The organism is Deltaproteobacteria bacterium (genome assembly GCA_016875225.1).
In the GTDB taxonomy this organism is placed as follows: domain Bacteria; phylum Myxococcota_A; class UBA9160; order SZUA-336; family SZUA-336; genus VGRW01.
Genome location: VGRW01000020.1, coordinates 18,678 through 41,797, shown reverse-complemented (window position 1 = coordinate 41,797; position 23,120 = coordinate 18,678). Strand labels below are relative to the sequence as shown.

The window sequence follows — 23,120 nt, the reverse complement described above, 5'->3', positions numbered from 1 at the left end:
ATCAGTCCAGCCCCCCGTTCACGTGGATTACCTGGCCGGTGATGTAGGCCGCCGCGTCACTCGCCAGGAAGTGGACGACGGCGGCGATCTCGGCGACCGAGCCGAGCCGGCCGAGCGGAATGCGTTCCAGCAGCGCGGACCGCACCTGCTCGGAAAGCTCGCTCGTCATGTCGGTTTCGATGAAGCCCGGAGCCACCGCGTTCACGGTGATCGCACGGCTGCCGATCTCGCGCGCGAGCGAGCGCGTGAGCGCCTCGAGCCCGCCCTTGCTCGCGGCGTAGTTGGTCTGGCCGGCGTTGCCCATCTCGGCGACCACCGACGAGAGATTGATGATCCGGCCGGCCCTGCGCTTCATCATCGGCCGCACCACCGCGCGACACACGCTCCACGCGCCGCGCAGATTCGTGGCCAGCACCGCGTCGAAGTCCTCCGGCTTCATGCGCAGGATCAGCTGATCGCGCGTGATGCCCGCGTTGTTGACCGCGATGTCGAGGCGATCGTGCTCCTGCACGACCTTCGCCACGAGCGCCTCGACGGCCTCGTGGTTCGAGACGTCGCAGAGGCTCCCGCGGGCGCGGCCGCCTGCCTCGGCGATCGCCTTCTCGGTCTCGGCCGCGGCGGCCGGATTCGAAACGTAGGTGAACTCGACGATCGCGCCGGCGCGCGCGAGCTCGCTCGCGATCGCGCGGCCGATGCCGCGCGAGCCGCCGGTCACGAGCGCGACCCTGCCGGCGAGCGAGAGATCGGTCATGCGCAGGCCTCAGCAGCGCGCGCGAGCGCCGGATCGAGATCCTCGAGCTTCTCCACGTTCGCGCGCGCGAAGCTGCGGTCGATCTTCGCGGCGAGCCCCGAGAGCACCTTTCCCGGACCGACCTCGAGTTCGAGCTTCGCACCGGCGGACATCAGCCGCTTCACGCAATCGACCCAGCGCACCGGCGCGCAGACCTGCTCGCGAAGCCTCGAGCGCGCGGTCGCCGCGTCCGCGTAGGGCTCGGCATCGACGTTGGAGACCACCGGAATCCGCAGCGCGGAGAAGCGCGCGGCCTCGAGCTCGGGCGCGAGCTTCTCCATCGCGGGCGCCATCAGCTCGCAGTGGAATGGCGCCGAGACGTCGAGCGCGACCACCCGCTTGGCACCGGCGGCCGTCATTCGCTCGCAGGCCGTCGACACCGCCGCGTGTCGGCCCGCGATCACGGTCTGGACCGGGGAATTGAAGTTCGCGGGCGCGACCACGCCGTCCACCTCGGCGCAGATCCGCGCGACCTCGGCCGGGTCCAGACCCACGACCGCGGCCATTGCGCCCTCGCCTGCGGGAACCGCTTCCTGCATCAGCGCCCCGCGCCGTCGCACCAGCCGGATCGCGTCCGCCAGCGGAAGCCCGCCCGAAGCGACCAGCGCCGAATACTCACCAAGGCTGTGCCCCGCGAAGAGCAGAGGCTGGCAGGGCAGGCGCGGCTCCACGACGCGCCAGATCGCGATCGACGCGGCGAGGATCGCGGGCTGCGTGATCTCGGTGCGGGCGAGCTCCGATTCCGGCCCGCTCTCGAGCAGCTGGCGCAGCCCGCCGCCGAAGGCCGCGTCGGCTTCGTCGATGGCGGCGCGCGCCTCGGCGTGCGCCCGCACGAAGTCCATCGCCATGCCGATGGCCTGTGACCCTTGCCCCGGGAAGACGACGGCCAGCATCCGCGCAGCTCGGGCCTGGACGGACCAGGCCTAAACCTCTTCCTCCGCCGCGACCTCGACGATCTGCCGGTCGCGGTAGTGACCGCACTCCTTGCAGACGCGGTGCGGCAGCTTCACGGCCCCGCACTTCGAGCAGGTCGAGCGCGCGGGCTCGCCGAGCGCGTCGTGTGCGCGCCGCTGGCGGGTCTGCGACTTGGACATCTTCTTCTTCGGTACGGCCATGAATCGATCTCCTACGTGCCCCTGCGGACCTTCTTCCCGGATTCCTCGAGCAGCCGGCCAAGGCCGGCGAAGGGCCGAGTCGTTTGGCGAGTCTCGCACGAGCAGACCTGCCGACTCCGCACTGCTCCGCAGATCGGACACAGCCCGGCGCAGTCCTCCGAACAGAGCGGCTGCACCGGCCAGGCGAGCGCCACGATCTCCTGAATGACGGGGGCGAAGTCTAGCTCGTCACCCGCATATCGCCCGAGCTCCAGGTCCTCCGCGTCCAGCTCGATTCCACCCTCTGGAATCGACGCGGGATTCTGCGCGGGCTCGAGCAGGAGTTCCAGCGGCTCCGAGAACGCGATCGCGATCGGCTCGCCGCAGCGGGAGCAGAGAAACCGCCCGGTGCCTGTGATCCTGCCGCGAAAGAGCAGCCGCATTCCCAGGCGGTAGGCCTCGACCTCGGCCACGAACGGCTCGACCAGCTCGGCCTCGCGGTCCCGGAAGGCCGTGCGCATGCCCTCCCAGAAAGCGGCGTCGGAGACGAGTTGGAACGGCCGCGGGGTCTCGTCGATGCTCTGGATCCGGATGTGGAGCCCGGCCATGCGGAAATCCCCCGCCCCGACGCGAACTTGTCGCAGGTCCGACGAGCTTCCGGGACGATTACGCCTCGCCTCCGGGCTTGTCAACGCGCGCCTGCGGCTGCGCGGGACTTCGCGTAGATTCCCGGCCCATGACGGTGGTCACCCGCTACGCTCCGAGCCCGACCGGCGCGCTCCACATCGGCGGCGCGCGCACGGCGCTGTTCAGCTGGGCGTTCGCGCGCCACCACGGCGGCCGTTTCCTGCTGCGCATCGAGGACACCGACCGCGAGCGCTCGACGCTCGAGTCCGAAAAGCTCGTGCTCGAGGCGCTGGCCTGGATCGGCCTGGACTGGGATCCGGTGCCCGGGTTCGCCGGGAACCCGCGCCAGTCCGAGCGCGGCGCTCGCTACCGCGAGGCGGTCGACGAGCTGCTCGCGAACGGCCACGCCTACCGCTGTACCTGCAGCGAGGCGGACGTCGAGGCGATGCGCGAGCGCGCGAAGGCGCAGGGCGCGAAGCCCCGCTACGACCGAAGCTGCCGCAGCCGGAACATCGGCGCCGACAGCGCCAGGCCCTTCTGCGTGCGGCTTCGCGTGCCCGACGTCGGCGGCCTCACGCGCTGGGACGACCTGATCTCGGGCCCCGCCGGCGAAGATGCGAGCGAGCTCGACGACTTCGTGATCGCACGGAGCGACGGGTCCGCGATCTACCACTTCGCGGTCGTCGTGGACGACCACGACATGGGCATCACGCACGTGATCCGCGGCCGCGAGCACATGACCAGCACGCCGCGGCAGCTGCTGCTCTACCAGGCGCTCGGCTGGGAAGCCCCGCTCTTCGCGCACGTGCCGCTCCTGGTCGAGCCGGGCGGGAAGAAGCTCTCCAAACGACAGGATTCTGTCTCGGTCCAGAGCTACCGCGACCGCGGCTTCACGCCCGAAGCGGTGCTGAACTACATCGCGCGCCTGGGCTGGTCGCACGGGGATCTGGAGATCTTCTCTCAGAAGGACCTCGTCGAGCTCTTCACGCTGGAGGGCGTGGGCTCGTCGCCTTCCCAGGTTCACGACGACAAGCTGCTCTGGCTCTCGCAGCACTACATCAAGACGCTCCCGCGCGAGGTGCTGCTCGGCCACCTGCAGCGCTTCCTCGACGCCGAGGCCGGCGCGCCCGTGACGGTCGACGAGGGGCTGCGAAGACTCGTCGACCTGCTGCGCGAGCGGAGCAAGACGCTGGTCGAGATGGCGCAGCTCGCGCGCTTCTATTTCGTGCACGAGCTCACGCGCGACGCGAAGGCCAGCGCGAAGTTCCTGCGCCCCGAGATCACAGCGGCGCTCGGCGAGCTTCGCGCGGCGCTCGCGGAAGTTCCGAGCTGGGAGCGCGGCGCGCTCGAGTCGGCCTTCCACGCCGTGATCGAGAAGCACGGCCTGCAGCTCGGCGCGCTCGCACAGCCGGTGCGCGTCGCGATTACGGGAGGGACCGTGAGCCCGCCGATCTTCGAGACGCTGGAGGTGCTCGGCCACGAGCGCTCGATCGCCCGCCTGGCCGACGCTCTCGCGGCGATCCATTGAGCCCGGGCAATCGCCCGGTATATTGCGAGCCGGCTCTGGCGGATCGTCTAACGGCAGGACGACGGGTTCTGGCCCCGTTAATCTAGGTTCGAATCCTAGTCCGCCAACCACGGCGCCCCGTCGGCGCCCCATCGAATAGGCCCCGCGGGGCCGGCGTCGTAACGATCGGCGACACGCACCCACCCGGGTCCGCGAGCCCGCAGAAGGCGCAAGCCGGACGCGGTAGGCCGGTCAGACTCCCACCCTCCTTACCGGTCGAAGCTCGCGGGCCCCCCGGGTACGGTCTTCCGATCTGACTCTCCCTCCAAAACACGAGAGCGGGAGATCCGGGGTTCATCCCGGGTCTCCCGCTTCTTGTGTTTCAAGGGTCCGTGCCGCGGAGGGCGTCGGGTCAGTAGCCCGAGGAGACCGCGACGCACTGCCCGAGCGGCCGCACGAACGCGAACTTCGCCGCGGGCACGACCATCATCGAGGCGAACTGCGGTGTGTCCTTGTTCACGACCGGCAGCCAGATCGGGGCGAAGGCGACCAGGCTCCCCGCACCGACGAGCATGGTCGCGAACGAGAGCGGCCGCATCACGAGCGCGTCGAAAACCTTCGGGTACGCGCAGTCGTCGAGCGAATCCTCGTAGCCGACGGCGCCCGCGTGGCTCGGAACCAGCCCGAGAGCGGCGACGAGTGCAACGGCTGCGAACGTAGAGCGGATCAGTTTGCGCATGGGGTCCTCCTGCGTCACCGACCCGATCGGCCTGCAGCCGCGCGCACTTGAACGCCCATTCGGTAGATCGCTTCGAGCTCGAGAGCGGGTCCGAGAACCAGCAGGTCCGCGTCCGCGCCCGCGAGAAGGCTGCCCTTCTTGTCCGAGAGCCCCAGCACCGCGGCTGGGGTGGCGCTGGCCATTCGCAGCGCGGTCGCGAGCGGAATACCCGCCAGCCGGACCGCCGCGCGAACGCAGTCGAGCAGCGTGACGACGCTTCCGGCCAGCGATTCACCGGTCGTCGCGTAGCCCTCGGCGCGAATCTCGGCGTCGAGCCCGCCCATCCGGTACCGGCCCGGGGGAAGCCCCGCGGCGGGAGTCGAGTCCGAGACCAGCGCCACGGCTTCCGGCCCGCGAAGCTCGACCAGCGCGCGCGCGAGCTCCGGGTGCAGGTGGTGGCCGTCGAGGATCACGCTGCCGCGAAGCCGGCGCTCGACCAGGAACGCGCCGACGACGTTCGGCTCGCTGCGCCTGAAACCCGCCTGCGCGTCGAAGGGCCGGCTCGGCCAGTCGCTCGCGTTTCCGACGTGGGTGACGAAGGAGAGGCCGCGCGGGATCGCCTCGCGAAGCTGCGCGAGCGTGGCCAGCGAGTGGCCGGCCGCGACCACCGCGCCGCTCGCGGCGAATTTCGAGATCGCCTCGAGCGCGCCCGCGCGCTCCGGCGCGAGCGTGACCATGCGCAGCGCGGGCCGGGCCGCGGCGATCACCCGCTCGACACGATCCGGTGTCGGATCGCAGAGGTCGGCGCCCGCGTGCGCACCGCGCTTGGGCTCGGCCAGGAACGGGCCCTCGAGGTGGATGCCGAGCACCGGCCCGTCCGCCGCTACGTCTGCGCGCAGCCGCGCGAGCGCTCGCTCCAGGTGCGCGAGCGGAGCGGTCACCAGCGTCGCGAGCAGGCCGGTCGTGCCGGAGCGCAGGTGGTAGGCGGTCGCGCGCGCGCGGGTCGCGGCGTCGGCGTCGTCGTAGCTCGCGCCGTCGCCGCCGTTCACCTGCAGGTCGACGAGGCCCGGCGCGAGCGTCGCATTCTCGTGTCGCACGTCGCCGGCGCGCGGATCGACGCCGGTCTCGATCGACGCGATCCGGCCCGCCTCGCAGCGCACGCGCACGCGCGCCCGCTCGCCCTCCGGCAGCAGCGCGGAGGCGGCCCAGAGCGAGACCGTCACGCGCCCTTCGCCAGCGCGATCATCGCGTCGGTCGCCACGCCGATGCACGCGTCCATGTTCTTGTCGATGTCGAGCTCGGCCGGCCCCGGCCACGGCGCGCGATCCGACACCACGCAGATCGATCCGGCCGAAAGCCCGAACAGCCCCGCCAGCGTCAGCAGGATCCCGCTCTCCATCTCGCAGTTCTGCACCCGCGCGGCGCGCATCTGCGAGATGCTCTCCGCGAGCCCCGGCGGCCGGTACCCCGCAAAGCTCATCGTCCCGATCGTCCCGTCCGCTTCGAGCACGCCGTTCCGCGCGTAGAACGCGTCGAGCGACCAGGTCACGCCGACTGCGTGTCGCACGCCGCGCGCGCGCGCCGCGGCGACGAGCGCCGCCACGACCGACCAGTCCGCCACCGCCGGATACTCCGGCTGCACGTAGCTGCGCGAGGTGCCGTCGTCGCGAACCGCGCCGGTCGTGATCACCAGGTCCCCGAGTCCAAGCTCCGGCTGCAGCCCGCCGCTGTTCCCGACCCGGATCATCCGCCGCACGCCGATCTTCGCCAGCTCCTCGACCAGGATCGCCGTGCTCGGCGCGCCGATCCCCGTCGACGCCGCCGCGAGCCGGACGCCGTCGCGCTCCCCCACGGCCACGCGGTACTCGCGCAGGTTCAGCACCTCGCGCACGTTCGACCACGACTTCGCGATCCGCGCCACGCGCGCCGGATCCCCGCAGAGGAACACGTTCTCGCCGACCGCCCCGCGCCGCAGCCCCGTGATCGGCTGCCCCACCTCGTCGCTCTCGCCCATCGCCCTCCCCTCTTCGCCTCTTCGGCCACCATGCTAGCCGCGCGAAGTCCGGGCTCCAGCGCGCGCGCAGCCGCCGGATCGGCGCCCCTCTGGTTGACGCCCGCCACCACCCCACCTAATCTGCGCGACCTCTGGTCGGTCCCTTCGTCTAGTGGCCTAGGATGTCAGGTTCTCACCCTGGAGACACGGGTTCGACTCCCGTAGGGACCACCAAGACTTACGCGATTCGGTGTCGCTGGGTCCGCTCGGGAATCGCGGCGACGGGGGCGAACCCCGACGCCGCGGGCCGCGGCTAGCCCGCGAGCGGACGCGCGTAGGGCGCGATGTAGGCGAAGGCCATGATCCAGTGGCTGGCGCTGCCGGCGACGACGAAGACGTGGAAGACTTCGTGGTAGGAGAAGACGCGCGGCCAGAGACGCGGGCGCTGCGTGGCATACGCGATCATGCCGACGGTGTAGAGCAGGCCGCCCGCGACGAGCAGCGCGAGGGCCGGGCCCGAGAGCCGGTCCGAGAGCGGCAGCAGCAGGGGAAGCGCGAGCCATCCCTGCAGCACCTGCAGCGACACCGAGCAGGCGTGCCCCAAACGGGGCCAGAAGAGCTTCTGCGCGGCGCCAAGTGCGGCGATGCCCCAGACGGCGGAGAGGGCGACGGTGCGCAGCGCGCCTTCGAGCACGATCACGGCCACCGGGGTGAAGGTGCCGGCGATCAGCAGGAAGATCATGGCGTGATCGAGGCGCTGCAGGCGCTGCTTCCAGAGCGGACGCCACGGCACGGAGTGGTACAGGCTGCTCGCGGTGTAGAGGCCCACGAGGGTCAGCCCGAGGACGAGCAGTGAGGTGCGCGTCGAGAGGTCGCCGGAGCTGTGCATCCACAACAGCGCCGCGCCCGCGATCGACACCAGCGCCGCCGCGCCGTGGAGCAAGCCCCGCACTGGGTTCTGCATGCGGCCGAGAGTCATTCGCGCGCCGGCTTCGGTCACGGCGGTCGAGGCTACGCGAACTGCGCGCCCGCGGGAATCCGAAGTCTGTCGAAGTTGTGTGAATACGAACGCTTCGACCCGGAGATGATCCGAGAACGCCGAGCGGACCCTGTTACGATGGCGAGTGAAGCACCGACGGAGGACTCCTTGGCCCTGTTTCTCTACGACCATCCGTTCAGCCCGTACGCGCAGAAGTGCAAGATCGCGCTGCACGAGAAGGGAGTGCCGTTCGAGGCGGGCATGCCGAACGCGATCGGCAGTGGACAGGCGGACGACGCGTTTCTCGCGGCGAATCCGCGCGCGGAAGTGCCCGCGCTGGTGGTGGACGGCGGCTTCACGCTCTTCGACTCCACGATCATCTGCGAGTTCATCGAGGAGCGCTGGCCGGATCCGGCGCTCCTGCCGAGCGATCCCTTCGCGCGCGCACGGGCGCGCACGCTCGAAGACGTGATGGACACGCAGTACGAGGCGATCACCTGGGCGATGGGCGAGGTCGGCGTGTTCCGGCGCGCTGAGGGCCGCAAGGCCGAAGAGCTGCAGGCGCGCGCGAGAGAGCAGCTCGACGGAATGCACACCTGGCTCGAGCGCCAGCTCGGCGACCGTCCCTGGTTTGGCGGCGACGCCTTCGGCTGGGGCGACCTCGCCGTCATCCCGTTCGTGAACGGCGCTAGCTCCTTCCACGGCCCGGCGAAGGGCTCGAAGCTCGAAGCGTGGCACGCGCGCGCGAACGAGCGGCCGAGCGTGCAGAGATGTGTCGAGGACATCCGCAACGTGAAGATCCCGATGACCGACGTGGCGGCGCTGGTGAAGCAGGGCCTGTTCAAACGCGAGTACCGCGACCACCGGCTGGAGTGGATGATGCGCTCCGGCGGCGCGGAGATCGTGCTCGACGGCATGAAGAACCGCTCGATCCGGTTCTCGTTCGAGTTCAAGTAGGGCGGCGCGATGTCGGAGATCATCTTCCACCACTACTGGACGTCGCCGTTCAGCGAGAAGGTGCGCAACGTCTTCGGCATGAAGGGCATCGCGTGGCGCTCCGTCGAGCAGCCGACCATCCTGCCCAAGCCGCACCTGATCCCGCTGACCGGCGGCTACCGCAAGATCCCCGTGCTGCAGATCGGCGCCGACGTGTACTGCGACAGCCAGCTCATTCTTCGCGAGATCGAGCGGCGCTTCCCCGGCCCGAAATCCGAAGCGAACGGCCTCTCGGCGCCGCTCGGCTTCTGGGCCGATCGCGCCTTCTTTGCGGCGGGAATCCCGCTGATCTTCTCGGCGCTGGAGGACTCGGTCGGCGAGGACTTCAAGAAGGACCGCGAGGCTCTGTCGGGCGCGCCGTTCGACACCGAGCGCATGGCGCGCGCCGTTCCGATCATGCGCGAGCAGTTCCGCGCCCACACCGGCTTCATCGAGGAGCAGCTCGCGAAAAACGGCGACTTCCTCACCGGAACGCCGAGCGTGCTCGACGCGCAGGCCCACATGAACATCTGGTTCCTCACGAGCTTCGTACCGCAGGTGGCGGAGCCGCTGCTCCGCGAGTTCGCACGCGTGCGCGCTTGGGCCGCGCGGATGAAGGCGCTCGGCTACGGCCGGCCCGAGCCGATGGCGCCGGAAGCCGCGATCGCGGTGGCCCTGGCCGCGACGCCGGCGACGCGCGAGCAGGTCGATCCGAACGAGCCCAACAACCTCGTGCCCGGGCAGAGAGTCAGCGTCGTTCCGGACGACTACGGCAAGGACCCGGTCTCGGGCGTGCTGGTCGCGTCCTCGGCTCACGAGATCGCGATCCGCCGCGAGCATCCCGACGTCGCCGAGGTCGTGGTGCACTTCCCGCGCGCCGGGTTCTGGGTCGTTCCCGCGTGATGCCGTCTTCGTGTGACGGGCGTCCTAAACCCGTCCCGCCCGGGCACCGATACTTCGAGGCATGGCGCGATATCTCGTGGCGCTGCTGGCCGTGGTCTGGGTCGGATACGCCGTCTGGGACGCGCGTCCCATCGCGCGGTCGCCGGGGGTGCTCGCGCCCGGCGAGCCGGTCCAGCAGAACCTGACCGAAGGACCACACTGGCGGCTCGGCGGGTACGACGTGCAGGCGCTCGCGCGCTTCGAGCTCGAGGCGCGGGTGCTGTCCGCGGAGCGCTACCGGTTCGACCGCGAGGCGGAGCTCGCGCCGGTGGACCTGGCGCTGGGCTGGGGGCCGATGTCGGCCAACGCCGTGATCGACACACTCGACATCTCGCAGGGCGGGCGCTTCTTCCACTGGTGGAGTCGCGAGCCGATGATCGCGCCGGGCGAGATCTCGCGGCACAGCGCGAACATGCACATGGTTCCGCTCGACGACGACGTGCGCGCGACGCTTCTGGACGCCCGGCGCGGCAACCTGGTGCGGCTCGCCGGTTGGCTGATCGAGGCGCGCGCGAGCGACGGTTGGAAGTGGCGCAGCTCACTCTCCCGCGGAGACTCCGGAGCCGGCGCGTGCGAGCTCGTGCTCGTGGAGCGAGTCGAGCTTGACTAGCCTGATTGCTCACGCCATGGGACGAGTCGGGATTGGAATCGCCGCAGCTCTGCTGCTCTTGCAGGCCGCGCGTCCGGCAGCGGCCGCCGAGCTCCACGTCGCGACGAACGGAGACGATCAAGCGCCGGGAGACGCCGCTGCGCCGTTCCGAACCATCCGCCGCGGCCTCGACGCGGCGCGCGCCGGCGACACCATCTACCTGCACGCGGGAGTGTACGCGGAGGGCGTGAGCACCGAGGACGGGCCGATCCAGGGCGGCACCTCCTGGGCGGACGCGCTCACGATCGCGGCCTGGCCCGGCGACACCGTCGTGCTCCGGCCTCGCAAGGGCACGCCGCGCGTGATCACGCTGGCCCGTCCGGAGGCGAGCTTCATCGTGTTTCGCGGGCTGGTGCTCGACGCGCGCAGTGTGAAGTTCGATGGCGTGAAGATCACCTGGTCGACGTTCGGCCCGAGCAACGCGTCCCACCACATCCGGATCGAGAACTCCGAGGTGATGAACGCGCGCCGCCAGGGAATCCTCGTCGGCGGCCACCACAACGAGTTCCTGCGCCTGCGCGTTCACGACAACGGACGCAGCGACTTCGACCACGGGCTGTACATCACCGGCGCCGACAACCTGATCGACGGTTGCGACGTGTACCGCAACGCCGGCTGGGGCGTGCACGTGTACGACGGCGACGCGAGCGACGCCGATCGCAACGTGGTGCGGAACAGCCGCATCTACGACAACGCGCGGATCGGCCGGCGCGGCGCGGGAGTGATCCTCTCGAGCGGCGAGGAGAACATCGCGCTCAACAACGTGATCTTCGGCAATCGCGTCGGTGTCCAGATCGGGCGAACCGCGCGTCGCGCGCGCGTCTACAACAACACCGTCTTCTCCCAGAAGGGCGCGGGCATCGACGTGAACGACGGCGCGGTCGACACCGAGATCCGCAACAACCTGGTCTTCGCGAATCCATCGGCGATCCTCGACGCGGGCGAGGCCACCGTGATCTCCTCGAATCTCGTGAACGTCGATCCCGGCGTGCTCGACGCCGCCACCTTCGACGTTCGGCTCATGGAGTCGAGCGCGGCGATCGACGCCGGCGAGCCGCTCGACGCGGCGCCGTTCGACCACGACGGAAACCCGCGGCCGCAGGGCGCCGGCTACGACGTCGGTGCGTACGAGCGGCGCTAGCCGCTACTTCGCGGCCGCCCTGCGCCGGACGCCGAGCACGTTCGGGATCGGCCAGGCCGTGGCTCGGGTCTTGCCCGACGCGGTCTCGCTCCCCTCGAAGAGCTCGAGCTCGACGTCGCCGAGCTTCAGGTAGAGCTGCGCCAGGCGCCCGCCTTCGAGGTGCTGCGCCGCGACGATCCCGATTCCGGAAGCGAGCAGCACGCGCACCAGATCCGGCATCGAGTGCTGCGTCTGCGCGTACACGAACAGGATCCGCCCCGCCTCGTCCTCGCCGAGCGCCGCCTCGCTCCACTTCTGGTCCTGCTCGCTCCAGCGGTTCACACCCGGGCGTTTGATCAGCCGCAGGTTCTGCAGCAGCGACGCGTAGTCCTTGCGGATGCTCGCGACGCTCACGCCCGGCTCGTCGAGGTCGAAGATCCGGAACGGCGGGTGCTTCGCCGGGTCGTGCGGGTCGAATGCCGCGACCGACTGGTATGGGTTGATCCGGCTGCTGTCGATCCTCCCGCGGTACTCCATGTACCCCACGTGCGTCGTGTAGTCCTGGCCGAACATCCCCGCGTTCGTCGCGATCGCGAGCTCGTGGCCCTGCGCCCACTCCCGCGCCGAGAGCCCGGTCGATTCACCCGTCGCGGCCTGGCCGACGAGCACGAGCTCGAACGAGCGCGGATCGACCCGGACCACGACGATCCGGGCTGCGCCGCGCGGATCGGACGGCTCGATCGAGATCCGCAATGACTCCACACCGGGAGCGATCGGCCGCCAATCGGCGCTAGCGGACGCCGGATCGCCGGCGACGAGCCCCAGAAGAACTGCAATCAGGAGCATCGCCTTCCCGTCTACAGGTAGCGACCGCTCGCGACCGGCAGCCGGCCGGTCGCCTTCTTGAAGCGCGCGACCTCGCTCATCAGATCCTCGGTCGTCACCACGCCGGGCTTGTCGTCGGCGGCGTCGCAGCGCGCCTTCCGGCGCAGCACCGCGTGCACCAGCCGCACCCAGTTCCCGATCGAGGACTCGCGATTCTGCTCGATCACGCGCGTCCAATCGACGCTCTCGAAGAGCTTGCGCCCGGCGCGCTTCTCGGCCGCCATCGAGTGGATCGCCATCGCCGCAATCACGTCGCCCGGCACGATCGGATTCACCGAGACGATCCGCTCGAACCGGCCCGGCTCGAAGTAGATCGGCGAGAGCGTGTCGGGCCGGCTGGTCGAGCCCAGCATCAGCGTCTCGGTCACGCCGATCGTGACGTCGATCAGCTCGAGCAGGAAATCGCCGAGCTGAGAGGCCGGCAGGTCGGGCCGCGGCGCACCGAGCGACGGGTCGTGCGCGAAGTCGAGCTCGTCGAAGTAGACGGTGATGCGCCGGATCTCGGCCAGCGTCTCCTGCCAGGCCTGGAGCAGGTCGCCGATCTTTCCGCCCGCGTGCAGGATCTGCAGCGCAAGTCGCGGGGCGCGAATCACCAGGAACGGTGTCTCGGTGCGCGTGGCGAGCGCCGCCGCGAGCAGCGTCTTGCCCGAGCCGTTCGGGCCGATCAGCAGCAGGCCCGATGGAGGGAACGTGCCCCAGCGCTCGTAGACGTCGGGGTCGGTCGCGGCGCAGGCGTAGGTGAGCAGCTCGTCCTTCGCCTCTTCCAAGCCGCCGATGTCGCCGAAGCCGATCTCCGGCGACGCGGTGAAATCGCAGGACTTCGCCACCGGCGGGAACTTCCGCACGAACGGCTCCCACAGGTTCGCCGCCCGCTTGCGCTCGATCTCGTTCATGGCTCGCATCCCCTCGCCGGCCCATTCTAGACGTTGTCGGCGAGCCTTGTGCCCCCGATCCGCCTGGGGCACGGTCCACGCATGACGGACAACTCGCAAGCCCTGGCCCTGCTCGTCGGTGGCGGACCGGCCCCCGGGATCAACGGCGTGATCTCGGCCGCCACGATCGAGGCGCGAAACCGGGGCGTCCGCGTGCTCGGCGTGCTCGACGGCTTCCAGCACCTGGCCGAGCTCGACACCTCCAAGGTGGCCCCGCTCGAGATCCGCGACGTCTCGCGCATCCACTTCCGCGGCGGGTCGATCCTGCGCACCTCGCGCTCGAATCCGACCAAGGACGCGCGAAAGCTCGACAACGTGGTCGCGTCGCTGCGCGAGCTCGGCGTGCGCTGGCTGGTGACGATCGGCGGCGACGACACGGCGTTCTCCGCCAGCCGCGTCGCGGCACAGGCCGGCGGCGGGCTCTCGGTCGTGCACGTGCCCAAGACGATCGACAACGACCTGCCTCTCCCGGGCGGGATCGTGACCTTCGGCTTCGAGACGGCGCGACACGTCGGTGTGTCGCTGGTCGAGACGATCATGGAGGACGCGCGCGCGACCAGCCGCTGGTACCTGCTGGTCGCGATGGGCCGCAAGGCCGGGCACCTGGCGCTGGGCATCGGCAAGGCCGCGGGTGCCACGCTGACTCTGATCCCCGAGGAGTTCGCCGGCGAGCGGCTGAAGCTCGCGCGCCTGGCCGACGTGATCGAGGGCTCGATCATCAAGCGCCGCGCGCTCGGCGACGAGAACGGCACGGTCGTGCTCGCGGAGGGCATCGCCGAGCTGCTCGACCCCGCCGACCTGGAGGGCATCGAGACGGCGGAGCGCGACGACCACGGCCACGTGCGGCTCTCCGAGCTGCCGCTCGGCAACGTGCTGAAGAACGAGCTTCGCGAGCGCTTTGCCGCGCGCGGCATCTCGGTCAAGCTCGTCGCCAAGGACATCGGCTACGAGCTGCGCTGCGCGGACCCGATCCCGTTCGACAGCGAGTACACGCGCGACCTCGGCTACGGCGCCGCGCGCACGATCCTCGAGGGCGGAAGCTCCTGCATGATCACGCGCCAGGACGGCAAGATCGTCGCGATGCCGTTCGCCGATCTGATGGACGCGAAGACCGGCCGCACGCGCGTGCGCCTGGTCGACATGCGCTCCGAGTCGTACGCCGTCGCGCGCCAGTACATGATCCGGCTCGGCCCCACGGACCTGGCCGACCCGCTCTGGCTGCAGACCCTCGCCGACGCGGGCAAGACGACGGCGGCCGATCTGCGCGCGCGCTTCGGGGGATGAAGCGAGGCCCGCACGTGCTCGGCATCGACGAGGGGCCGTTCGTGAAGGGCCAGAGCGAGCGCGTGCCGGTGGTGGGCGCGCTCTGCGAGGGCGCGAGCCTGCTCGAAGCGGTCGCGCGCAGCGACTTCCCGGTCGACGGCGCGGGCGCGACCGAGTTCCTGATCGAGTGGATCGGGGCCTTGCGCGCGGCGGCTTCGCTGCAGGCGATCGCGCTCGGCGGGATCACGTTCGCCGGGCTCGGGATCATCGACGTGCGCGCGCTGTCGGACGCGCTCGCGACGCCGGTCCTGGTCGTGACGCGGCGCCCGCCCGACAACGCCCGGCTGCAGCAGGCGCTCGCGGCCGCGAACCTGCTCGAGCGCTTTCCAATCGCGGAGCGATCGCCGGCGGCGCTGCGCACCGACGACGGGCTCTACCTGGCGCACGCGGGCTGCGATCCGGAGCAGGCGCTGGAGTTGCTGCGCGCGACCCAGGGCAAGGCCAAGCTCCCCGAGCCGCTTCGCATCGCGCACCTGATCGCGACCGCGTGGGTGCGCGGCGAGTCGCACGGCCGCGTCTAGGCCGGAGCGCGTGGCGCCTGGCGCTAGCGCGTCGCGATCGCGGCGCGCAGCCGATCCCACTCCTTCAGGTACCGCGCCAGGTGCGGCTTGCCGCCGGTCGTGCTCTCGCGCTCGATCAGCGCCTGCACGTGCTGCTGCTCGCGCGCGTACTGCTCGGCGGTGAAGAAGCCCGCGAAGTGCGCCATCCGCAGCCAGACCAGATAGGTCGTGAGCGCGTCGAACTCGTTGTACGCCACGATCTCGGCGAGCCGCCCGCGCAGCCACATCTCGGCGACGTCGTTTCCGTCGACGCCGAGCTTGCCGGGGATTCCCGCCTGCACGGCGATCTCGTTCAGCGACGGGACGGACTTGCCCCAGCCGCCGAGGATCTCCTTCAGGTCGACGTTCCAGTCGCTGCCGCGCGCGAAGTAGTCGATCCCCTCCCAGGGCTTCTCGGGCCGGCGCGCGAACCCCGCCGCCTGCACGCCCAGGATGACACCGCGCTGGATCAGGATCTTGAGGTCGGAGTCCTGCGAGTTGAAGCCGACCAGCTGCGGCCGGTGCTTTCCGACCGCCTCGAGGAAGGTCGCGACCAGGCTGGCCTCGCGCGCCTCGTCGTCGCTGCGCGGGTCGCGCGGCAGCGAGAGCAGCGCGAGCGTCGGCTCCTCGTCCTCGCCCTTCACGCGCCGCTCGACGACCGCGATCGACACGATCCGGCACAGCACGGTCTTCAGGAACGGCGTCGGGTCCTCGTCGCTCGCGCCGCCCGCGCGCCACATCGCCTGCATGATCTCGCGCGGCGACTCGACCGAGTCCGGAATGCCGTGAAGGAGGCGGCCGGCGAGCGGATCGGGGACCCACTCGAGGTCGAACGCCCAGACGCGCTCCTTCACGTTCTTGATCACGCCAGGATGGCCTCGATTCGCGCGAGCAGCTCCTTCTCTTCCTTGGTCACGCGGCCGAAGCCGAGAAAGCCCCCGGCGGAGCGCGCGACCTTGGTGGTGCGGTCGAGGATGTCCTTGCGCAGCGCCGCGTAGGCGGGCGCGGAGAGATTCGTTCGCAGCGCCCCGACGTAGCCCTTCCAGGCGGCGACGAGCTCGTCGCCCGGGCGCTCGTTCAGCCACTTCTCGAGCAGCTGGTACGCGGTGCCGGAGTGCGAGACGCCCTGCTCGTCGGCGGCGCGCAGGATCGCGTTCCGCTCGCGGTCCTCGAGCACGCCGTCGCGCCACGCCAGCAGGATCAGAGGCGCGAGCGCCAGCGCCGCCAGGGTTTCCGGCTCGACGCCAGCGCCGAGAAGATCGTCGAGCACCTTCTCGTCGCGGATGCCGGTCTTCTCGGCCAGCCCCTTCTTCCGCTGCGCTGCCGCTTCCTTGGCGCGCAGCTTCGCGAGCAGCTCGTCGTTGTACTTGTTGAAGAACGCCTCTTCGAGCGCGCGCCGGCGCCGCTCCAGCTCATCGGACATGCACAGATCTCCTTCCGTTCGCCCCAACCATGCCACGGGATCTCGCGACGGGCACCCCTGCCCGGCGTAACCTATCGTCGCCGGTCGGACGATGAAGAAATCCGTGCGAATCCTGGGATCGAGATCGAAGCGCGAGCGGGACCCGCTCGCGGAGCGGCGCAGTCGCCTGCAGGCCCGCGTGCCGTACCTGGCCTCGGTGCTGGCGCCCGGCGAGCCGCGCGAGAGCCCCGGCCCGAGCGACGTGCTCGAGGTGGCGACCTACAACGTCCACCGCTGGACCGGCCCGCGCGGGGGCACCGCATGGGCGCCAGAGATGGCTGCCGAGGTGATCGCGGAGCTCGACAGCGACGTGATCGCGCTCCAGGAGGCCCTGCGGCCGTTCGAGGCCGAGGATCCGCTGCCGCAGCTCGCGGACTCACTCGGGCTGTACCTGGCCTTCGTCTCCACGCGCGTGCACCGCCGAGGCGAGCTCGGCAACGCGATCCTCTCCCGTTGGCCGCTCACTTCGGTCTTCACGCTCGACCTCTCCGCCTCGCGCCTGGAGCGCCGCTCCGCGATCGCCGCGCAGTTCGCGCGCGACGAGAACCACGTGTCGGTGGTCGCCACCCACCTGGCGCTCGTCGACCGGACGCGCGAGCGGCAGGTCCACCAGCTCCTCGATCACCCTCAACTCCAGGGGCCGACCGTCCTGCTCGGCGACATGAACGCCTGGCGCCGCTGCCCCGCGACCCGCAGGCTCGAGGACGAGCTCACCCAGCGGCACCACAACGAGGCCTGGCCGCCGACCTGGCCCGCGGCGCGGCCGGTGCTCGCGCTCGACCGGATCTACGCTCGCGGCGTGCTGGTGACACACGTCCGCACGCACCAGAGCGCCGCGGCCCGACGCGCCTCCGACCACCTTCCGGTGGTCGCGAAGATCGAGATCAAGCCCGACTAGCGAAGGCTCTCCGCTGCGAGTGTGGCCGATCGCCACTCTCGCGCGCGTTCGCGAGTCCGCTACTACAACTCTCGGCAAGGGAGGGAGAGGGATGTCCATGAGAGTTTCTTCGCTGCTCCTCGCGCTCGCGATCTCGGCCCCGTCCGGCGCGCTCGCCGCGTCCGCCGCGGACGCCGAAGAGGCCGCCCGCCTGCGCGCGACGATGGGACAGGTTTTCGAGGCGCTCTCGCAGCTGCTCCCCATGAGCCTCGACGACGAGCGCTTCGCCTCCCCCGCGGCGCGGCCCCGGATCGAGGCCTGGCTCTCGACGCTGGCCGCGGCGTCGAGCGACGTCGAGCGGCACACGGGCGCGCGCGACCCGGGATTCGGACAGATCTCGCGCTCGCTCTCCCGCGACGTCGCCGAGATCCGCCAGCGCTTCGCGCTCGGGCGCATGGTCGAAGCCCAGTTCTACGTCTCGCAGCTGACCGAGAACTGTGTCGCCTGCCACTCCCGGCTGCCCAAGGCGCGCGACTTTCCGCTCGCGGAGAAGCTCACGGCCGATCCGGCCGTTGCGACGCTCGAGCCGCGCGCCCGGGCCCGCCTGTACGTCGCGACCCGGCAGTTCGATCCGGCCCTCTCGCTCTGGGAGTCGCGCTTCGCCGACCCGTCGCTCGCGCCCGCGGAGCTGGACCTCGACGGCGAGCTCCTCTCGTACCTGGTCGTCTGCATCCGCGTTCAGCGCGACTTCGAGCGGGCGCGCGGCACGCTCGCCAAGCTGGCCGCTCGTCCCGACATGCCGCGCTACCTCGCCAGCGACGTGCGCGCCTGGATCGCGCAGCTCGGAGAGATCGCCGGATCCGGAAAGGCGGAGCCGACGCTGGCCAGCGCGCGCGCGCAGCTCGAGCGCGGCCGCACGCTCTCCGAGTTCCCGGCCGATCGCGCGGCGCTGGTCTACGACCTCTCGGCCTCGAGCGACCTGCACCGCCTGGTCGCGCGCCATTCCTCCTCGCGCGCCGAGCTGGCCGAGGCCTACTACTTGTTGGGCGCGATCGAAGCGCGGCTCGAGCAGGGAAGCTGGGTGTCGGAGACCGAGCAGCACCTCGAGAGCTCGATCCGCACCGATCCCGGCGGGCCGTTCGCGGAGAAGGCCTACGTGGTGCTCGAGCAGTACACTGTGCTGGCGTTCGGCGGCGCATCGGGCGCAACCGTTCCGCCCGACGTCGAGCGGCGCCTCGGCGAGCTGCGCCAGCTCGTCGATGCGAGCCAGCCCGGGAGAGCCAGACCGTGAGCACGTTCCTGGTCGCGACGGATTTCTCCGAGCACGCCGAACGCGCTCTCGCGCACGCCTGTGCGCTGGCCAAGCTCCTCTCTGCGCGAATCGAGCTGTTCAGCTCGGCGTACATCCCTCCGTATCTCGTCGCCGCGGTCGCGACCGGAATGTCTCCGAACTGGCTCCAGGAAGCGCGCGACCAGGCTTCGCAGCAGCTCGAGGCGCTCGCCGCGCGACTCGGGGCCGAGGGCGTGTCGGTCACGACCTCGAGCTCGACCGAGGAGCCCGCGACCGCCATCTGCGCGCGTTCGGACGAGATCGCCGCGGATCTCGTCGCGACCGGCACCCGCGGCAGGACGGGCGTCGCGCACGCGGTCTTCGGCAGCGTCGCGGAGCGCGTTGCGCGCTGCGCACACAGTCCGGTGTTGACGGCGCACGCGGACTCGCCCGCGCCCGGCCTCTACCGCCGCGTGCTCGTGCCCAGCGACTTCTCGCCGGACGCCGACCTCGCGCTGGCCTGGGCGCGCCTGCTGGTGGAGAAGACCGGCGGGACCCTGATCGTCCAGCACAGCTGCGAGATCCCCCCGCTTCTGTCGGGCAGCGCAGAGCTCACGCGCGCGGCGATCGAGAAGGCGCTCGATCGCTCCGCGCGCGAGAAGCTCGAGCGGATCCGGAGCTCGATCGCGGGCTGCGCCGTCGAGACGATCGTGGCGAGCGGCCGCGCCGATACGGCGATTCTCGAGGCCGCGCAGACCGCCAGGGCCGAGCTGATCGTGATGGGCACGCGCGGGCGCACGGGCCTTGCGCACGTGCTCATGGGCAGCACCGCGGAGCGCGTCCTGCGCCGTTCGCAGCTGCCGGTCGTGACGCTGAAGACGCGCCCCGATCCCGCCTGAATCAGGCGAGCGCGGCGAACCAGGCCAGCGCGATCGCGCCGATCGCACCGAACGCGAGCGCCGCCTGCGCGGTCGCCGGCGGGCGCTCCGAGATCGCGCGCGCCGAGAGCAGGCCGAGCGCAGCGCCCGCGAGCAGACCCAGCGCGTGCGCGGTCAGGTCGCTGCCGGCGCCCGTGCCGAGCATCGCCAGCAGCCCTGTTCCGCCCGCGAGCGGCAGCCAGGCGCGGCTCCAGCCGAGCTTCTGGCGCCGCCGGCGCACCAGCTCGGTGGCGGCGAGCGCGCCGATCGCGCCGAAGAGCGCGGTCGACGCGCCGACCGATCGGTGCTGTGAGCCGTGCCAGAGCGCGGTCGCGAGATTTCCGAGCGTGCCCGAGCCGAGCAGGATCCAGGCGCCGACCCCCACGCCCCAGCGGCGCAGCAGCAGCGTTCCGAAGACCCCACACGAGAATGCGTTGCCCAGCACGTGCGCGGCGTCGGAGTGCAGCGTGAGCGCGGTGACGCTGCGCCAGAGCTCGCCGTTCACGATCCGCCGCGCGTCGGCGGTTCCGCGCGCGAAGTAGGGGCTGGTCTCGCTCCAGGCCCCCGTGACCGCGAAGAACGCGGCGAGCGCGAGCCCGATCCAGATTCCCGCGTTCGTCGGCAGGTCGGGCTCGGGCTCGGGCGCGGCTCGCGCGGGCGGCTCGTTCTCGCGGGTCCAGCTGGCGATCAGCGCCTCGGCGCGCGCGCCGAAGTCCACGTCGATCGCGACGGCGAAGCGCCCCTCGCTCGCGACCAGCGCGTGTGGAATGCCCTCGGCGGCGAGCACGAGCGCCCACGCCTCGGCCTGCGCGCGGCTCGCGGCCTCCAGCCGGAGCTCGGGGCCGCTAGCCTCCACCGGGCTCGCCCGCGACGCCGCGCAGCTCGCCGCGCAGCACGGCCATCGCCAGCATGTCGATCGGCGCGCCGTTGCGCAGCCGGTGGGCGCGAAGCACGCCCTCGTGGCGGAAGCCGCACTTCTCGTAGCAGCGGATGCCGCGGGCGTTGTCGGCATCGGTGATCAGCATCACGCGGCGCAGGCCGAGCTCGGCGAAGGCGAAGCCGACCAGACACCGGATCGCGTCGGCGCCGAGACCGCGAGACCAGTACTCGCGCTCGCCGATCAGGATCGAGAGCTCCGCGCGACCGTGCGGATGGATGCCGAGCAGCGCCACCTGGCCGATCGGAACGCCTTCGGCGGTCTCGATCAGGAAGCGCAGATCGAGCGGGCTCGCGAGCCCCTCCGCGATCTTGCGCGCCACGGAGGTCCGGGTCCGTTGCTCGGGGCCGTCCTCGGAGCGGTGCAGCCAGTGACGCACCTCTGCGTCGGAGAGCCAGCCCGCCTCGAGCTCGGCGTGCTCGACGCGGAGCGGCCGCAGCCGCACCGACCGCCCCTCGAGGCTTCGCGCCGCGATCAACCGGATCTCACTTCCAGCCGCTCCGCGCGCCTTCCACCATCGCGAACGGGCCGACCGGCCAGCGAAAGCAGTCCACCATGAGCGCGTTCACCTGCTCGCGCGTCGCGACGCCCTCGTCGACGACCCGCTGCGCCTCGCGAATCATCGCGAAATAGACACGGTTGGCGACGAAGCCCCAGGCCATCGGCGTGTCCTTCACGACCACCGGGTTCTTGCCGCAGGCGTTCGCGACCTCGACGACGGTCTCGATCGTGGTCTGGCTGGTGTGCTCGGCCGCGACGATCTCCGCGAACTTCATCACGGACGGCGGCGAGGCCCAGTGCCAGCCCACCACGCGCTCGGCGCGATCCGTCGCGGCCGCCAGCGCCGCGATCGGGAAGCCGGAGGTGTTCGAGGCCAGGATCGCGGTCGGCTTGGCGAGCCGATCGAGCTCGCGGAAGATCCGGATCTTCAGCTCCAGACGCTCCGGGACGCACTCGATGATCAGGTCGGCGACCGCCGCCATCGCGAGCGAGTCACTCCAGGTGAGCCGCGAGAGCGCCGCATCCATCGCCTCGCGCGAGAGCTTCCCGCGCGCGACCGCCGACTCCATCCCGAAGCGCCCCGAGACGACGCCGAGCTTCGCGCGTTCCAGCGCGGCCGGCGCCGAATCGCAGCAGACCGTCTCGTAGCCCGCGACCGCCAGCGTCTGCGCGATGCCGCTTCCCATCACGCCCGCCCCGATCACACCGACGTGCAGCTCCGTCATGCCCCGTCCTCCGCTCAAGGTCGTTCGCTGCGAGAATATCAGCGCGGCAGCCGCGTCATCAGGAAGCGGTCGTGCTCGCGAAATCCCGCTCGCAGGTACAGGTTCCGCGCGCGCTCGTTCACCCGGTCGACCTCGAGGTGCAGCGCGCGGACTCCGAGCTCGGCGCAAGCCGCCTCGACCGTCGCGAGCAGATGCACGCCGTGGCCGTGATTCCGATACGCGGGAGCGACGTAGAGCTCGTCGATGAAGGCGTCCCGGCCGAAGAACTCCAGGCTGTAGCCGAAGCAGAGCGCGAGGTAGCCCACCGCGCGCCCGGCGTCCTCGGAGATCCAGACCCGGCCGAGATTCGCGTCGCCGAGCAGCCGCAACAACGCCTCCGGTGTGCGCTGCTCGTGCCATTCCATGTGCTCGTGCTTCCAGAGCTCGCGCACCAGCGGAAGCAGCACGTCGAGGTCCGCAGGCGTGGCGATGCGCGCGCTGAACGACACGCCCGATCGTGGCATGATGGGCGCGCACCGACAAGGAGGACGCAGATGAACCGCCTGCAGGGGAAGATCGCGCTGGTCACCGGAGCGGCGCGCGGAATCGGGCTCGCGATCGCAAAGCGCTTCGTCGAGGAGGGAGCGAGCGTCGTGATCAACGATCTCGATCCGGTCCTGGCCGAGAAGGCCGCCGCGCCGCTGGGCGGGATCGCGATCGCCGCGGACGTCTCGGACTCGGGCGCGGTCGCGCGGATGTTCGAGCAGGTCGCCCGGCGCTGCGGCCGGCTCGACGTGCTCGTGAACAACGCCGGCATCAACGGCGTCGAGAGCGATCCCGCGCGCGCCGCGCTGTTCCGCGACCGTCAGCTCGCGCAGGGCATGGAGATGGCCGCGGGCGGGCCGATCGCGACGCACCTCGACTCGACCGTGACCCTGACCGACGAGGACTGGCACCGCATGCTCGGCGTTCACCTCGACGGCACGTTCTTCTGCTCGCGCGAGGCGCTCAAGATCATGAACCCGCAGCTCTCGGGCGCGATCATCAACATGGGCTCGATCATGGGCACCGCGGGCGGCGCGGGCGCCGCGTCCTACTGCGCTGCCAAGGCGGGCATCCTCGGCTTCACGCGCTCGCTCGCGCGCGAGGTCGTGACGCGGAACATCCGCGTGAACGCGATCGCGCCGGGCTGGATCGACACCGACCTGACCGCGTTCCTGGGCGACATGAAGCGGCTGATCGCGATGCAGACGCCGATGCACCGGCTCGGCGAGTCCGACGACATCGCCTGGGCCGCCGTCTACCTGGCGAGCGAGGAGGCGAAGTTCGTGACCGGCCAGGTGCTCTCGCCGAACGGCGGCTGGCACATGAGCCAGTGA

Annotated in this window: 25 protein-coding genes, 2 tRNA genes and 1 pseudogene; 12 read left to right on the top strand and 16 right to left on the bottom strand. The window is 71.0% G+C overall.

Translation table 11 applies throughout. The annotated features are described in order from the left end of the window. Window position 1: 1 nt before the first annotated feature. The 4 genes from fabG to FJ108_07345 are packed head-to-tail and all read right to left on the bottom strand — an operon-like array spanning window position 2 to window position 2,492. Entirely contained in the window at window positions 2-751 is a 750-nt protein-coding gene (fabG, locus tag FJ108_07360; GenBank protein MBM4335713.1) for a 3-oxoacyl-ACP reductase FabG, read from the bottom strand. Then, window positions 748-1,683, bottom strand: a complete 936-nt coding sequence (fabD, locus tag FJ108_07355) for an ACP S-malonyltransferase (protein ID MBM4335712.1) — start codon at window positions 1,681-1,683, stop codon at window positions 748-750. The genes fabG and fabD overlap by 4 nt, the downstream gene beginning before the upstream one ends. Window positions 1,684-1,713: 30 nt before the next feature. Then, the gene (locus tag FJ108_07350; protein MBM4335711.1) at window positions 1,714-1,905 is read right to left on the bottom strand and encodes a 50S ribosomal protein L32; all 192 of its coding nucleotides are present in this window, start codon (window positions 1,903-1,905) and stop codon (window positions 1,714-1,716) included. An 11-nt stretch (window positions 1,906-1,916) separates the two neighbouring features. Continuing rightward, the gene (locus FJ108_07345) at window positions 1,917-2,492 is read right to left on the bottom strand and encodes a DUF177 domain-containing protein (GenBank protein MBM4335710.1); all 576 of its coding nucleotides are present in this window, start codon (window positions 2,490-2,492) and stop codon (window positions 1,917-1,919) included. A 128-nt stretch (window positions 2,493-2,620) separates the two neighbouring features. Here FJ108_07345 and FJ108_07340 point away from each other — a divergent pair, with 128 nt between their 5' ends. Both FJ108_07340 and FJ108_07335 read left to right on the top strand, forming a co-directional pair. Next, window positions 2,621-4,039, top strand: coding sequence for a glutamate--tRNA ligase (locus tag FJ108_07340; GenBank protein ID MBM4335709.1), 1,419 nt, complete (start codon window positions 2,621-2,623; stop codon window positions 4,037-4,039). 36 nt (window positions 4,040-4,075) lie between these two features. Continuing rightward, window positions 4,076-4,149 (top strand) — tRNA-Gln (locus tag FJ108_07335). A gap of 281 nt (window positions 4,150-4,430) precedes the next feature. Here FJ108_07335 and FJ108_07330 read toward each other — a convergent pair. Next, window positions 4,431-4,757 (bottom strand): hypothetical protein, encoded by a 327-nt coding sequence (locus FJ108_07330; GenBank protein ID MBM4335708.1) that lies wholly within the window; start codon window positions 4,755-4,757, stop codon window positions 4,431-4,433. 14 nt (window positions 4,758-4,771) lie between these two features. Then, window positions 4,772-6,637 carry an amidohydrolase family protein gene (locus FJ108_07325; protein ID MBM4335707.1) on the bottom strand — a complete coding sequence of 622 codons (1,866 nt, stop codon included), beginning with the start codon at window positions 6,635-6,637 and terminating at the stop codon, window positions 4,772-4,774. A 250-nt stretch (window positions 6,638-6,887) separates the two neighbouring features. Between FJ108_07325 and FJ108_07320 the strand changes: the two genes are divergently transcribed. Next, window positions 6,888-6,963, top strand: a tRNA-Glu gene (locus tag FJ108_07320). A 79-nt stretch (window positions 6,964-7,042) separates the two neighbouring features. Here FJ108_07320 and FJ108_07315 read toward each other — a convergent pair. Beyond that, window positions 7,043-7,900 (bottom strand): hypothetical protein, encoded by an 858-nt coding sequence (locus FJ108_07315; GenBank protein ID MBM4335706.1) that lies wholly within the window; start codon window positions 7,898-7,900, stop codon window positions 7,043-7,045. Between FJ108_07315 and FJ108_07310 the strand changes: the two genes are divergently transcribed. The 4 genes from FJ108_07310 to FJ108_07295 all read left to right on the top strand — a co-directional run bounded on the left by FJ108_07310 (window position 7,847) and on the right by FJ108_07295 (window position 11,415). Beyond that, the gene (locus FJ108_07310) at window positions 7,847-8,665 is read left to right on the top strand and encodes a glutathione S-transferase family protein (GenBank protein ID MBM4335705.1); all 819 of its coding nucleotides are present in this window, start codon (window positions 7,847-7,849) and stop codon (window positions 8,663-8,665) included. The genes FJ108_07315 and FJ108_07310 overlap by 54 nt on opposite strands. Before the next feature lie 9 nt (window positions 8,666-8,674). Next, the gene (locus FJ108_07305) at window positions 8,675-9,586 is read left to right on the top strand and encodes a glutathione S-transferase (protein MBM4335704.1); all 912 of its coding nucleotides are present in this window, start codon (window positions 8,675-8,677) and stop codon (window positions 9,584-9,586) included. A gap of 61 nt (window positions 9,587-9,647) precedes the next feature. Next, window positions 9,648-10,235 (top strand): hypothetical protein, encoded by a 588-nt coding sequence (locus tag FJ108_07300; GenBank protein ID MBM4335703.1) that lies wholly within the window; start codon window positions 9,648-9,650, stop codon window positions 10,233-10,235. Between the two features lie 16 nt (window positions 10,236-10,251). Continuing rightward, window positions 10,252-11,415, top strand: coding sequence for a right-handed parallel beta-helix repeat-containing protein (locus FJ108_07295; GenBank protein ID MBM4335702.1), 1,164 nt, complete (start codon window positions 10,252-10,254; stop codon window positions 11,413-11,415). Window positions 11,416-11,418: 3 nt separating this feature from the next. Here FJ108_07295 and FJ108_07290 read toward each other — a convergent pair whose 3' ends face one another. Continuing rightward, window positions 11,419-12,240 carry a hypothetical protein gene (locus FJ108_07290; protein ID MBM4335701.1) on the bottom strand — a complete coding sequence of 274 codons (822 nt, stop codon included), beginning with the start codon at window positions 12,238-12,240 and terminating at the stop codon, window positions 11,419-11,421. 11 nt (window positions 12,241-12,251) lie between these two features. After that, window positions 12,252-13,181, bottom strand: a complete 930-nt coding sequence (locus tag FJ108_07285) for an AAA family ATPase (GenBank protein ID MBM4335700.1) — start codon at window positions 13,179-13,181, stop codon at window positions 12,252-12,254. A gap of 72 nt (window positions 13,182-13,253) precedes the next feature. Here FJ108_07285 and FJ108_07280 point away from each other — a divergent pair, with 72 nt between their 5' ends. Together FJ108_07280 and FJ108_07275 are read left to right on the top strand one after the other, a co-directional pair. Next, the gene (locus FJ108_07280; protein ID MBM4335699.1) at window positions 13,254-14,495 is read left to right on the top strand and encodes a 6-phosphofructokinase; all 1,242 of its coding nucleotides are present in this window, start codon (window positions 13,254-13,256) and stop codon (window positions 14,493-14,495) included. After that, window positions 14,492-15,055 carry a DUF99 family protein gene (locus FJ108_07275; protein MBM4335698.1) on the top strand — a complete coding sequence of 188 codons (564 nt, stop codon included), beginning with the start codon at window positions 14,492-14,494 and terminating at the stop codon, window positions 15,053-15,055. Before FJ108_07280 ends, FJ108_07275 begins: the two co-directional genes overlap by 4 nt. Before the next feature lie 23 nt (window positions 15,056-15,078). On the opposite strand, the gene FJ108_07270 is transcribed toward FJ108_07275, so the two are convergent. Beyond that, window positions 15,079-15,939 (bottom strand): hypothetical protein, encoded by an 861-nt coding sequence (locus FJ108_07270; protein MBM4335697.1) that lies wholly within the window; start codon window positions 15,937-15,939, stop codon window positions 15,079-15,081. Next, on the bottom strand, window positions 15,936-16,496 hold the full coding sequence (locus tag FJ108_07265; GenBank protein ID MBM4335696.1) for a hypothetical protein: 561 nt from the start codon (window positions 16,494-16,496) through the stop codon (window positions 15,936-15,938). Before FJ108_07265 ends, FJ108_07270 begins: the two co-directional genes overlap by 4 nt. A 91-nt stretch (window positions 16,497-16,587) precedes the next feature. Between FJ108_07265 and FJ108_07260 the strand changes: the two genes are divergently transcribed. Continuing rightward, window positions 16,588-17,433, top strand: a complete 846-nt coding sequence (locus tag FJ108_07260) for an endonuclease (GenBank protein ID MBM4335695.1) — start codon at window positions 16,588-16,590, stop codon at window positions 17,431-17,433. Between the two features lie 21 nt (window positions 17,434-17,454). Continuing rightward, window positions 17,455-19,113: pseudogene (locus FJ108_07255) on the top strand (universal stress protein). A gap of 32 nt (window positions 19,114-19,145) precedes the next feature. Here FJ108_07255 and FJ108_07250 read toward each other — a convergent pair. The 5 genes from FJ108_07250 to FJ108_07230 all read right to left on the bottom strand — a co-directional run bounded on the left by FJ108_07250 (window position 19,146) and on the right by FJ108_07230 (window position 22,250). Continuing rightward, the gene (locus tag FJ108_07250; GenBank protein MBM4335694.1) at window positions 19,146-19,502 is read right to left on the bottom strand and encodes a hypothetical protein; all 357 of its coding nucleotides are present in this window, start codon (window positions 19,500-19,502) and stop codon (window positions 19,146-19,148) included. A gap of 80 nt (window positions 19,503-19,582) precedes the next feature. Continuing rightward, window positions 19,583-20,455 (bottom strand): rhomboid family intramembrane serine protease, encoded by an 873-nt coding sequence (locus FJ108_07245; GenBank protein MBM4335693.1) that lies wholly within the window; start codon window positions 20,453-20,455, stop codon window positions 19,583-19,585. After that, window positions 20,445-21,020, bottom strand: coding sequence for a GNAT family N-acetyltransferase (locus tag FJ108_07240; GenBank protein ID MBM4335692.1), 576 nt, complete (start codon window positions 21,018-21,020; stop codon window positions 20,445-20,447). The genes FJ108_07245 and FJ108_07240 overlap by 11 nt, the downstream gene beginning before the upstream one ends. Window position 21,021: 1 nt before the next feature. Then, window positions 21,022-21,762: a 3-hydroxyacyl-CoA dehydrogenase family protein gene (locus FJ108_07235; protein MBM4335691.1), complete on the bottom strand. Its 741-nt coding sequence runs from the start codon at window positions 21,760-21,762 to the stop codon at window positions 21,022-21,024. Window positions 21,763-21,800: 38 nt separating this feature from the next. Then, window positions 21,801-22,250 (bottom strand): GNAT family N-acetyltransferase, encoded by a 450-nt coding sequence (locus tag FJ108_07230; GenBank protein MBM4335690.1) that lies wholly within the window; start codon window positions 22,248-22,250, stop codon window positions 21,801-21,803. Window positions 22,251-22,295: 45 nt separating this feature from the next. On the opposite strand from FJ108_07230, the gene FJ108_07225 reads away from it, so the two are divergent. Further along, window positions 22,296-23,120: an SDR family oxidoreductase gene (locus FJ108_07225; GenBank protein MBM4335689.1), complete on the top strand. Its 825-nt coding sequence runs from the start codon at window positions 22,296-22,298 to the stop codon at window positions 23,118-23,120.

Excerpts from the sequence above, each read along its gene's own strand:
- fabG (MBM4335713.1), bottom strand. The coding sequence starts at position 751 with ATGACCGATCTCTCGCTCGCCGGCAGGGTCGCGCTCGTGACCGGCGGC.
- fabD (MBM4335712.1), bottom strand. The coding sequence starts at position 1,683 with ATGCTGGCCGTCGTCTTCCCGGGGCAAGGGTCACAGGCCATCGGCATG.
- FJ108_07350 (MBM4335711.1), bottom strand. The coding sequence starts at position 1,905 with ATGGCCGTACCGAAGAAGAAGATGTCCAAGTCGCAGACCCGCCAGCGG.
- FJ108_07345 (MBM4335710.1), bottom strand. The coding sequence starts at position 2,492 with ATGGCCGGGCTCCACATCCGGATCCAGAGCATCGACGAGACCCCGCGG.
- FJ108_07340 (MBM4335709.1), top strand. The coding sequence starts at position 2,621 with ATGACGGTGGTCACCCGCTACGCTCCGAGCCCGACCGGCGCGCTCCAC.
- FJ108_07330 (MBM4335708.1), bottom strand. The coding sequence starts at position 4,757 with ATGCGCAAACTGATCCGCTCTACGTTCGCAGCCGTTGCACTCGTCGCC.
- FJ108_07310 (MBM4335705.1), top strand. The coding sequence starts at position 7,847 with ATGGCGAGTGAAGCACCGACGGAGGACTCCTTGGCCCTGTTTCTCTAC.
- FJ108_07315 (MBM4335706.1), bottom strand. The coding sequence starts at position 7,900 with ATGGTCGTAGAGAAACAGGGCCAAGGAGTCCTCCGTCGGTGCTTCACT.
- FJ108_07305 (MBM4335704.1), top strand. The coding sequence starts at position 8,675 with ATGTCGGAGATCATCTTCCACCACTACTGGACGTCGCCGTTCAGCGAG.
- FJ108_07300 (MBM4335703.1), top strand. The coding sequence starts at position 9,648 with ATGGCGCGATATCTCGTGGCGCTGCTGGCCGTGGTCTGGGTCGGATAC.
- FJ108_07295 (MBM4335702.1), top strand. The coding sequence starts at position 10,252 with ATGGGACGAGTCGGGATTGGAATCGCCGCAGCTCTGCTGCTCTTGCAG.
- FJ108_07290 (MBM4335701.1), bottom strand. The coding sequence starts at position 12,240 with ATGCTCCTGATTGCAGTTCTTCTGGGGCTCGTCGCCGGCGATCCGGCG.
- FJ108_07285 (MBM4335700.1), bottom strand. The coding sequence starts at position 13,181 with ATGCGAGCCATGAACGAGATCGAGCGCAAGCGGGCGGCGAACCTGTGG.
- FJ108_07280 (MBM4335699.1), top strand. The coding sequence starts at position 13,254 with ATGACGGACAACTCGCAAGCCCTGGCCCTGCTCGTCGGTGGCGGACCG.
- FJ108_07275 (MBM4335698.1), top strand. The coding sequence starts at position 14,492 with ATGAAGCGAGGCCCGCACGTGCTCGGCATCGACGAGGGGCCGTTCGTG.
- FJ108_07265 (MBM4335696.1), bottom strand. The coding sequence starts at position 16,496 with ATGTCCGATGAGCTGGAGCGGCGCCGGCGCGCGCTCGAAGAGGCGTTC.
- FJ108_07260 (MBM4335695.1), top strand. The coding sequence starts at position 16,588 with ATGAAGAAATCCGTGCGAATCCTGGGATCGAGATCGAAGCGCGAGCGG.
- FJ108_07250 (MBM4335694.1), bottom strand. The coding sequence starts at position 19,502 with ATGAGCACGTGCGCAAGGCCCGTGCGCCCGCGCGTGCCCATCACGATC.
- FJ108_07235 (MBM4335691.1), bottom strand. The coding sequence starts at position 21,762 with ATGACGGAGCTGCACGTCGGTGTGATCGGGGCGGGCGTGATGGGAAGC.
- FJ108_07225 (MBM4335689.1), top strand. The coding sequence starts at position 22,296 with ATGAACCGCCTGCAGGGGAAGATCGCGCTGGTCACCGGAGCGGCGCGC.